The organism is Bradyrhizobium viridifuturi (genome assembly GCF_001238275.1).
Taxonomy (GTDB): domain Bacteria; phylum Pseudomonadota; class Alphaproteobacteria; order Rhizobiales; family Xanthobacteraceae; genus Bradyrhizobium; species Bradyrhizobium viridifuturi.
Genome location: NZ_LGTB01000037.1, coordinates 100,010 through 108,896, shown reverse-complemented (window position 1 = coordinate 108,896; position 8,887 = coordinate 100,010). Strand labels below are relative to the sequence as shown.

5 protein-coding genes and 2 pseudogenes are annotated in these 8,887 nt (G+C 64.3%); 2 read left to right on the top strand and 5 right to left on the bottom strand.

The window, feature by feature from the left end; genetic code table 11:
- The 5 genes and pseudogenes from ALC15_RS29590 to ALC15_RS29570 all read right to left on the bottom strand — a co-directional run.
- Positions 1-609: pseudogene (locus ALC15_RS29590) on the bottom strand (hypothetical protein); the annotation flags it as partial.
- A gap of 365 nt (positions 610-974) precedes the next feature.
- Positions 975-3,791, bottom strand: a complete 2,817-nt coding sequence (locus ALC15_RS29585) for an autotransporter outer membrane beta-barrel domain-containing protein (RefSeq protein WP_244486318.1) — start codon at positions 3,789-3,791, stop codon at positions 975-977.
- Positions 3,792-4,590: 799 nt separating this feature from the next.
- Positions 4,591-5,639: pseudogene (locus ALC15_RS29580) on the bottom strand (hydroxyacid dehydrogenase).
- Between the two features lie 15 nt (positions 5,640-5,654).
- Positions 5,655-6,551: an amidohydrolase family protein gene (locus tag ALC15_RS29575; protein WP_050630332.1), complete on the bottom strand. Its 897-nt coding sequence runs from the start codon at positions 6,549-6,551 to the stop codon at positions 5,655-5,657.
- Positions 6,552-6,554: 3 nt separating this feature from the next.
- On the bottom strand, positions 6,555-7,520 hold the full coding sequence (locus ALC15_RS29570; protein ID WP_050630331.1) for a Bug family tripartite tricarboxylate transporter substrate binding protein: 966 nt from the start codon (positions 7,518-7,520) through the stop codon (positions 6,555-6,557).
- Positions 7,521-7,707: 187 nt separating this feature from the next.
- On the opposite strand from ALC15_RS29570, the gene ALC15_RS29565 reads away from it, so the two are divergent.
- Positions 7,708-8,259, top strand: a complete 552-nt coding sequence (locus ALC15_RS29565) for a thiamine pyrophosphate-binding protein (protein WP_050630330.1) — start codon at positions 7,708-7,710, stop codon at positions 8,257-8,259.
- Positions 8,260-8,267: 8 nt separating this feature from the next.
- Positions 8,268-8,867: a thiamine pyrophosphate-dependent enzyme gene (locus tag ALC15_RS29560; protein WP_050630329.1), complete on the top strand. Its 600-nt coding sequence runs from the start codon at positions 8,268-8,270 to the stop codon at positions 8,865-8,867.
- Positions 8,868-8,887 lie beyond the last annotated feature (20 nt).

The window sequence follows — 8,887 nt, the reverse complement described above, 5'->3', positions numbered from 1 at the left end:
GATCCTGGCATTGCCGGCCGTGCTGCTGTCGCCGAACTGGAGACTCCAGTTATTGGTGATGGCGGCATTGCCGGCTGTGCTCGTGTTGGAGAACCGTGTTGCGGTCTGGGTAAGGTTGTCGTTGACGATGGTAGCGCTTCCAGCCGAGCTGCTGTCGGAGAACAAGAGAATGCCGCTATTGTAGATCGTGGCGCTGCCGGCCGTGCTCGCGTTGAGGAATTGTGTTGTGGATACGGCCGCGAAGCCGCCCTCGTTAAAGATGGTTGCGCTGCCACCGTTGCTCACAATGCCGGCGCCATTGAACGTAAGTAATTGACTCCCGAAGTATGTGCCAACGTTGAACGTATAAGCGGAGGCCCCGGCATTGAAAGTCCAGCCACCGACGCTGGTGTTCTGCTCCAAGAACCCCACGTTTGAGCTGTTCGTCACTCCGAATGTGGCGGTGCCGGTCGGAACCGTTGCCGGTGTCCAGTTGGCGGCGCTATTGAAGTCGAACATCCCCAAGTAGGGCCCGCCTGCCGTGGGGTTCAGACTCCAGGTCGCGTCCTGAGCCGCGGCCGGCAAGCCGGTCACCAACAGCGCCACCGACGCAAACAGCCCGGCACGCAACGAAGCCAGCGTTCGTCGCCCGCACAATCCCGACGCACTGCGTTGGCCGGGCACCACAAGAGTTCGCACTGCATTCCCCTGGAGACACCGCGAAGCGCCCCGCGCGCAGAGGGCAGGCGTATCGGTCGTCGCGCAACGAGGAAGCGCATCTTCCCGTTACGCATTCTGTTGCGAGAAACGCGCAGCCTGGAGTTCAACAAAGCAATGTTATGATAACATTATGTTATGTTATGAGTCCATCTCGTTCCGCTGCCTGCCGAGTTTTCGCTTCGGTTGCTGACCTGGGTTCCAATCAGCACCGCGGTTTTCTTCATTCATGCAATCCGGCGAAGACGGCGTCCTTCACAAACAGGGACAGCGGCGGCTTACCACTGATACCGCACCACGCCGTTGCCGGCGTAGCTCGAGGTGACGTCGGAAAACTCGCCTTCGAATGTCGCCGACGCCGACCAGCCGCTTCGCCATTTCATCTCGAGCGACGCCGTGGTCAGCGCGGAGTCGCTGGCCTGCGCCGCGCCGTTGACGACAAAGCTGGTACCAGGCAGCGCCTGGAAGGTCGCTGCGATCGCGCGGTCGGGATTATAGTCGTGCGCCCAGGCCAGGCGCGTGCGCAGCGTCAGGATGCCGTCCTGAACCAGGAATGATTTGTCGGTGCGCAAGCCGAGCTCGCTGCGCGTGTCGGTCACGCTCTTGCTGGCATAGCCGAGCGCAAAGGTCGGCAGACCCGAGATCACCTGCTCGGCATAGGCGGGTAGATCGAAGGTCGTGAACTGGCCCGCGGCGTAAGGCGTGATGCCGATACCGCCGGTCCACGGCGCAACAAAGCGATAGCCGCCTTCGAGCCGGCCGGAATAGGTGTTGGCATTGAACTCGGCGCGGAGTTGATCGAGGCCGGCGACCGTGACGATGCGGTTGGTGGTGATGTCCTGCCAGCCATAAGCCAATGCCGCGGAGATGTAGGCCGCACCTTCGGTATGGCGGAGATAGGCGCCGGCCTGGAACAGATCGGATCGGCCGCTGCCGCTGCCCGCGACCGAGAAGTTGGTGCCGCCGCCGGCGAGCGCAAAGCCCGCGATGGTGTTCGGCGAGAACAGATAGTCGGCTCCAACAGCGGTGCCGTACACGCTGCTGGTGGTGTCGTTCGATCCGACGACGGCGTTGCCGCTGGTCGATCGCGAGCCGCCGTAGCCCGCCGCCCAGACGCTCCAGCGCGGCAGGAACGGCACCGGCGGCGCCTTGGTGAACATCGCATACGCGCCCGTCTTCCTTGTGGCTGCGCAGCCGCTGGCATCGCGCTCCTCCGCATAGCCCGGAGCGTCCCGCGCTGAGCCTGCGTCACAGTTACGGCTCATGAAGGGATCGGTGAGCAGCCCCATGAACAGGTTCATGGCATCGAACGTCGTCTGCTGCGAGCCGGTCGCCAGTTCGCCCGAGGCTTGCGTCAGGCCCGCCGGGGTCAGCGTGCCGTAGACCATCGGAATGCCGCCGGTCGTGTTGAAGTAGTTGACCAGCGTGTTGGCGACGTTCTGCTGATTGAGATTCAGGCCGCTGCCGAAGTTGGGGCCGGACGGTGGCGGCGTGAAGTTCAGCGTGAGGTTGAGATAGACGTGGGCGGCGTCGTAGCTCAGCGAGTCCGTGAAGTTTGCCGGCAGGTTGGTGTTGGTGAGCGCGCCGAAGGTGCCGCTGACGCTGCCCGCGCTCAGGATGGTATATTGCCTGGAGATGTAGCTGCCATTGGCGAATGCCGCCTTGACCGTAGCGCCGCCCGGCGTCGCGGTCCCGAGGACATTGGTCGATGCCGCGGCCGACGGCGTCACCTGCACCAGATAGAACGCGCCGGACTGGAAAGCGAGATCTCCGGTAACGTTCAACGTGCCGGTCGGGCTTGCGGCATTGCCGGGCGCCAGCGTGCCGCCCGGGGCGATGGTGGTGGACGCGGGATCGACGACGCCGGTGCCGCTCAAGGTGCCGCCTGAATTGACCGTCACGCTCGACGAGCGGGCGATCGAGCCGTCCACCTCGAGCGTGCCGCCGTTAACGGCGGTCGCGCCGGTGTAGCTGTTGGTGATGTTTAACAGGGCCAAGGTGCCGTCGCCGACCTTGGTCAGCCCGCCGGTCCCGCTGATGACGCCGGAAAATGTCGTCGAGAGATCATTGCCGCCAACCGTCAGGGTGTTCGCGCCGAGACGGATGTTGCCGCCACCCTCGATCGACCCGGCCGCGGTACCGCCGGTCGTGAGGCCTGAAATGTTGAGTATGCCGGTCCCGTTCAGGATGAAGCGCGCGGTTCCGCCGCTGGCCGAGTCCTGAATGAAAGTCGTGCCGCCGCTGTTGGTCGTGATGGTGGCGGCGCCGGCCGTGCTCGAATTCGCAAACGCCAAGCCGAAATTGTTGATGATGGTGGCATTGCCGGCTGTGCTGGCATCCTGGAAACTTACTCCGGTGCCGCCATTATTGGTAATGCTCGCGTTGCCGGCTGTGCTGGTGTCATGGAAGGCCAAGAAGCCGTTCTCGGTGATGACGGCATTGCCGGCCGTGCTCGCGTTGAAGAAGTCCGCCACAGCAGTGTTGACGATTTTCGCATTGCCGCCAGTGCTGTTGTCGTGGAAAGCGAGATTACGGTCGTTGTTGATGGTGGCGTTGCCGCCTGAGCTGGTGTTGAAGAACGCTACCGTGTTGGTGGTTAGGGCGGCGCCCGGCGAGTTGTTATTGATGATGGTGGCGTTGCCGGCCGAACTCGCGTTGAGGAATTGTAGTGTGCTTGTGATGACCCCGTTGGCGTTGATGTTGAAGGTGGCGCTACCACCATCGATAGCGATGCCGGCACCGTTGAACGTAAGTGTTTGACCGACGAGCCCGAACGTGTAGGCGGAAGCCCCGGCATTAAAAGTCCAGCCACCGACGCTGGTGTTGGTCGCCGAGAACGACAGCCTGGGGCTGTTCGTCGATCCGAATGTGGCGGTGCCGGTCGGTACCGTTGCCGGTGTCCAATTGGCGGCGCCATTGTAATCGGGCGTTCCGGGGACGGGTCCGCCTACCGTGGGGTTGAAAACCCAGGTCGCGTCCTGGGCCGCAGCCGGCAAGACAGTCACGAGCAGCGTCACCGACGCGAGCAGCCCGGCACACAGCGAAGCCAGTGTTCGTCGCGCAACCACTCCCGATACGCCTTGCTGATCGGGCACCACAAAAGTTCGCACTGCATTCCCCTGGAGTCACTGCGACCGCGAAGCGCCGCGCCCGCAGCGTGCAGGAGTCATGCTCGTCTAGCAATGAAACTGCGTGGCCCAGCGATGGAACTGCGCCTCTTCTTGCCGTTTGCTTTTCGCGCGTTGCGAATAAACCACAGCTTGAGGTTTAGTCAGTTGCATTGCGTGTCGAACACACTTCACGTGTTCCAGTTGCGCCGAGCTGTATGACCGGCACCGGGTTTAACGAGGTCATTACGATGGCAGGGGGAGGGAACCTGACAAGCGTGCTCACTTGCCACGGCGGCGGCCTTCGACTTCAACCACGTCGGCATGAACTCGAACGCCCTCTCGAACCGCATCGCATACACCGGCCACACCTCGGGACCGACGATGCGCGGCCGAGCGCCTGAACGATTTCGGAATATTGGAAATGTACCCTTGAGTTGCCCGACGTGTCAAGTTGCTGGTCGAACGCCGCAGCCGCCGGCTCCTTTGCATGGGGTTGTTTTTCGGTATTTTGTTTTGGCCGCGCGCGGCCGCGACACGCCTCGCTGGTGAGGGACGCACCAACGGCAGGGTTCCCTCTCCTTGCGGGAGAGGGTTAGGGAGAGGGTGGCCGCACGGCACACTCTCTCATTTTGCAGTCCGACAATGCGGGATCCGAATTGAGACGGTCGTGCCCTCGTCGGCCGTCGCGCCCGGGGCCACCCCTCTCCCCACCCTCTCCCGCAAGGGAGAGGGAGCCTGACTGGTGTGCTCACCTGACTCCGCCGCTGGCAGCTACCGCCGCCACCTACCCCGGCAAGAACCCGAACGCCTTCTCGAACCTCTTCGCGTAGACCGGCCAGACCTCGGGATTGATGATGCGCGGCGGGCGCTTGCGTCGAGCGCGTCGAGGATCTGCTCGGCGGCGATCCGGCCCATGTTGATGCGCGCCTCGCGGGTGACGCCGGCGGTGTGCGGGCTCGCCAGCACGTTGTCGAACTGCAGCAGCGGATGGTCCGGCGGCGGCGGCTCCTTGGACCAGACGTCGAGACCGGCGCCGGCGATGCGCTTGTCACGCAGTGCCTCTTCCAGCGCCTTCTCATCATGGATGAAGCCGCGCGCGGTGGTGACGAAATAGGCGTGCGGCTGCATCAGCGCGAATTCGCGGGCGCCGATCATGCCCCGGCTCTTGCTGTCCAGCGGACAGGAGATCGAGACGAAATCGGCGCGGCGCAGCAGATCGTCGAGCTCGACCTTCTCGCCGCCCCGCTTCGCCATCTCGTCTGCCGTCAGATACGGATCGTAGGCGATCACCTTCATGTGCAGCAGGCCCTTGCACAGCTCGGCGATGCGGCGGCCGACATTGCCGAGGCCGACGATGCCGACGGTCTTCTCCCTTAGCTCGTTGCCGATCAAATCGTTGCGGTTGACATTGGCCTCGCGTCGCAGCCGGCGATCGGACTGGATGATCCGCTTTGACAGCGTCAGCATCATGCCAAGCGCGTGCTCGGCGACCGAGTTGGCGTTGCCGCCGGACTGGTTGACGACCAGCACGCCCGCGGCCGTGCAGGCATCGACATCGACCGGATCGAAGCCGGCACCGTTCGAGGACACGATCAGCAGGTTCGGCGCCCGCTTCAGCAGCTCGGCATGGGCATGGAAATGCGGCGCCAGCTCGTCGCGTGCCGCGCCGATCTGGTAGGCATGCGCATCCGCCAGCACGGGAGCGAACTGCGCCTCCGGTGTCTCGTTCTCAAGACGATCGAGCCGGACGTCCGGCCGCTTCTTCAGGATGTCGACATAGATCTCGTGGGCGAGGTATTTGACGTAGAACACGCGCTTGTTGTTGACGGTCATGTCTTCGAGCAGCTCTCAGTTTGGGAAGCCATAGAGTTTTGCGGGATTGTCGACGAGGATGCGGTGACGTGTCGCGGCATCCGGCGTCCATTCGTAGAACAAGTCGAGCAGATGGCCGGCATCGGGCATTTCGCCCTCGACCCGCGGATGCGGCCAGTCGCCGCCCCACACCAGCCGCTCAGGATTGGCCGCTAGCAGCGCTTCGTGGAACGGCCGCGCATCCGGATAATCGGGCGCTCGCTGGCTCAAGCGATGCGCGCCTGACAGCTTCGCCCAACACCAGCCCTCGCCGACCGCGCGCAGCAGGCTTTGAAAGCCCGCTGTGTTGATGCCGGCACTAGCAGCGGTACGCCCCATGTGGTCGACCACCACGGGCAAGCCCAGCGCCTTCAGCGCCGGGATCGTGCCGGGCAGATCCTTGACGTCGATCCAGAGCTGCAGGTGCCAGCCGAGCTCGGCCATGACGGGCGCATGCGTCTCCGCGACGCCGAGCGGAATGCCACCGCGATAATGCAACTGGCCGCCACGGAAGAAATGGTTGAAGCGCAACGCGCGGACGCCGAGCACGTGCCATTGCCGCAGCGTGCCCGCAGCGACATCGGCATCGGCCACCGCGACGCCGCGCAGCCGCGCCGGCTCGCGCTGCAACGCATCCAGCATCGACGAATTGTCGCGGCCATGCGCACTGCCCTGCACCAGCACGCCGCGCGCGAAGCCGAGCGCATCGAGCATGCCGAGATAGCTCGCGAGCGGCGCGTCGGGCGGCGTATAGCTGCGATCATTGGCGTAGGGAAAGCGGTCGGTCGGGCCGAATACGTGCGCGTGCGTGTCGCATGCCTTCGCCGGCAACTTCTCCCGCGGCGGTGTCACGGGCCGCGGCGGCAGGCAGGCGGGAATCTCGGATGTAACCATCTGCTATTCCGCCTTCATGCCGGCGGCCTTGATGATCGGCCCCCATTTGTCGTAGTCGGCCTTGATCTTGGCCGTGAACTGGTCCGGCGTGGAGCCGATCGAGATCGCGCCGAGCTTGCCGAGCCGCTCCTTCACCGTAGCGGTGTTCACTGCCGCCACGAAATCATGCGAGATCTTCGCGACGAGATCGGCCGGCATGTTGCCCGGCCCGAGCAGGCCCCACCACACCTCGGTGTCATAGCCGGGCACGGTCTCCGACATGCTGGGCACGTCAGGCAGGAACGGCGCGCGCGAGGCCGTCGTCACTGCCAGCGCGCGAACCGTGCCCGCCTGCAACTGGCCGACCGATTCCGGCCCGTTGTTGAACGACATCGGAATCTGTCCGCCAAGCAGATCGTTGATCGCGGGCGCGCCGCCCTTGTAGGGGATCGCGCTGAGATCGATTTTTGCGAGATTGTTGAGCAGCTCGCCGGCCAGATGGGTCGAGGTGCCGTTGCCGGCATGAGCGAACGACAGACTGCCCGGCTTCGCCTTCGCCGCCGCGATGACGTCGCTGACCGACTTGAACGGCGAGTCCGCGCGCACCAGCAGCACGTTCGGCGACGATGCCAGCAGCGAGATCGGCGAGAAATCCTTGAACGTGTCGTACGGCAGCTTCGGATAGAGGAACGGATTGGTGGCATGTCCGCTCGCCACCATGATCAAATTGTAACCGTCAGGCGCCGAGCTTGCGATCGCCTGCGAGGCGATCACTCCGCCGGCGCCCGGCCGGTTCTCGATCACGATCGCTTGTGTCCAGGTTTTCGACACGGCTTCGGCCAGCGTGCGCGTCAGCACGTCGACGCCGCCGCCGGGCGGATATGGCACGAGGATGTGAACGGCCTTGGCCGGGTATGGCTGCGCGGTCGCAAAGCCGGCCGCAAGCACGGCCGCTGCCGCAATGGCGGTCCGCCAGACCCATCCGGCCATCGACGCCTCCCGTCCCTTGATCGTTCCGTCCCTTTGTCGTTACCGCCTGTATCGCACGCCGGTTCGGCACAGCGATGGCCGAATTCTGCAGATCGCGTTGCGGCCGCGGCATGTTGACAATCACAGGCGCCGCGTCAAGTTTCGAGCCGAAAGCGAACATCAGTGTCGCACGATGAGGGAGAACAGGATGGCGGCCGCGGAACAAGCCTCGCCCCAGACGTCGGGGACGACCTGGCACGGCATCGTGCTGCAGACCCTGAAACGGAACGAGATCAAGCTGGTGCCCTATGTGCCCGACCGGGTGCTGACCACGCTGATAAAGAATCTGCACGCCGATCCGTATTTCACGACATTTCCGACCGCGCGCGAGGAAGAGGCCGTCGGCATCGTCTCCGGCGCCTGGATGGCCGGAATGCGCGGTGCGGTGCTGATGCAGACCTCGGGCTTTGCCACGCTCGCCAATGTGCTGGCCTCGCTGGCGGTGCCCTACCAGATCCCGCTGATCATGTTCGTCTCCGAGCGCGGTACGCTCGGCGAGTTCAATTACGGCCAGGCGCTGGTCTGCCGCACCATGCGCCCGGTGCTGGATTCGCTGGCGATGGAGCACCACACCATCACCCGGCTCGACGAACTCGAATTCATCGCCGACCGCTCGATCAAGCAGGCCGTCACCACCCAGGCGCCGGTGGCGCTGATCCTCTCGCCGCTGCTGACCGGCGGCAAGACCTTCGACAAGTGAGATCAGCCATGACCAGCACACAGCGCAACACCAAGGTGATGAACCGGTTCGAGCTGACGCAGCGCCTCGTCAGCACGTTGAAGGACGAGGCCGTGATCGGCGGCATCGGCAACACCAACTTTGATCTTTGGGCCGCCGGCCATCGCCCGGAGAACTTCTACATGCTGGGCAGCATGGGCCTCGCCTTCCCGATCGCACTCGGCGTCGCCCTTGCGCAACCGAAGCGCCGCGTGTTCGCGCTCGAGGGCGACGGCTCGCTGCTGATGCAGCTCGGCTGCCTCTCGACCATCGCGACATTGGCGCCCAAAAATCTCACCATGGTGGTGATGGACAACGGCATCTACCAGATCACCGGCAGCCAGCCGACCCCGGCCGCAGGCCACACCGACATCGTCGCGGTGGCACTCGCCAGCGGCCTTGCGAACAGCTCCTGGGCCGCCGACGAGGACGATTTCGAGCGCCTGATCGAGCAGTCGAAATCGGCCTCAAGCCCGACGCTGATCGGCGTCCGCATCGACGACAAGCCCGGCACCGGCACGACAAGGCGCGACCCCGTGCAAATCCGCGAGCGGTTTATGCATGGGATGGGAGTACGGCAGCTGCTGTAGCGACAAGGCGCAGGTCGCCC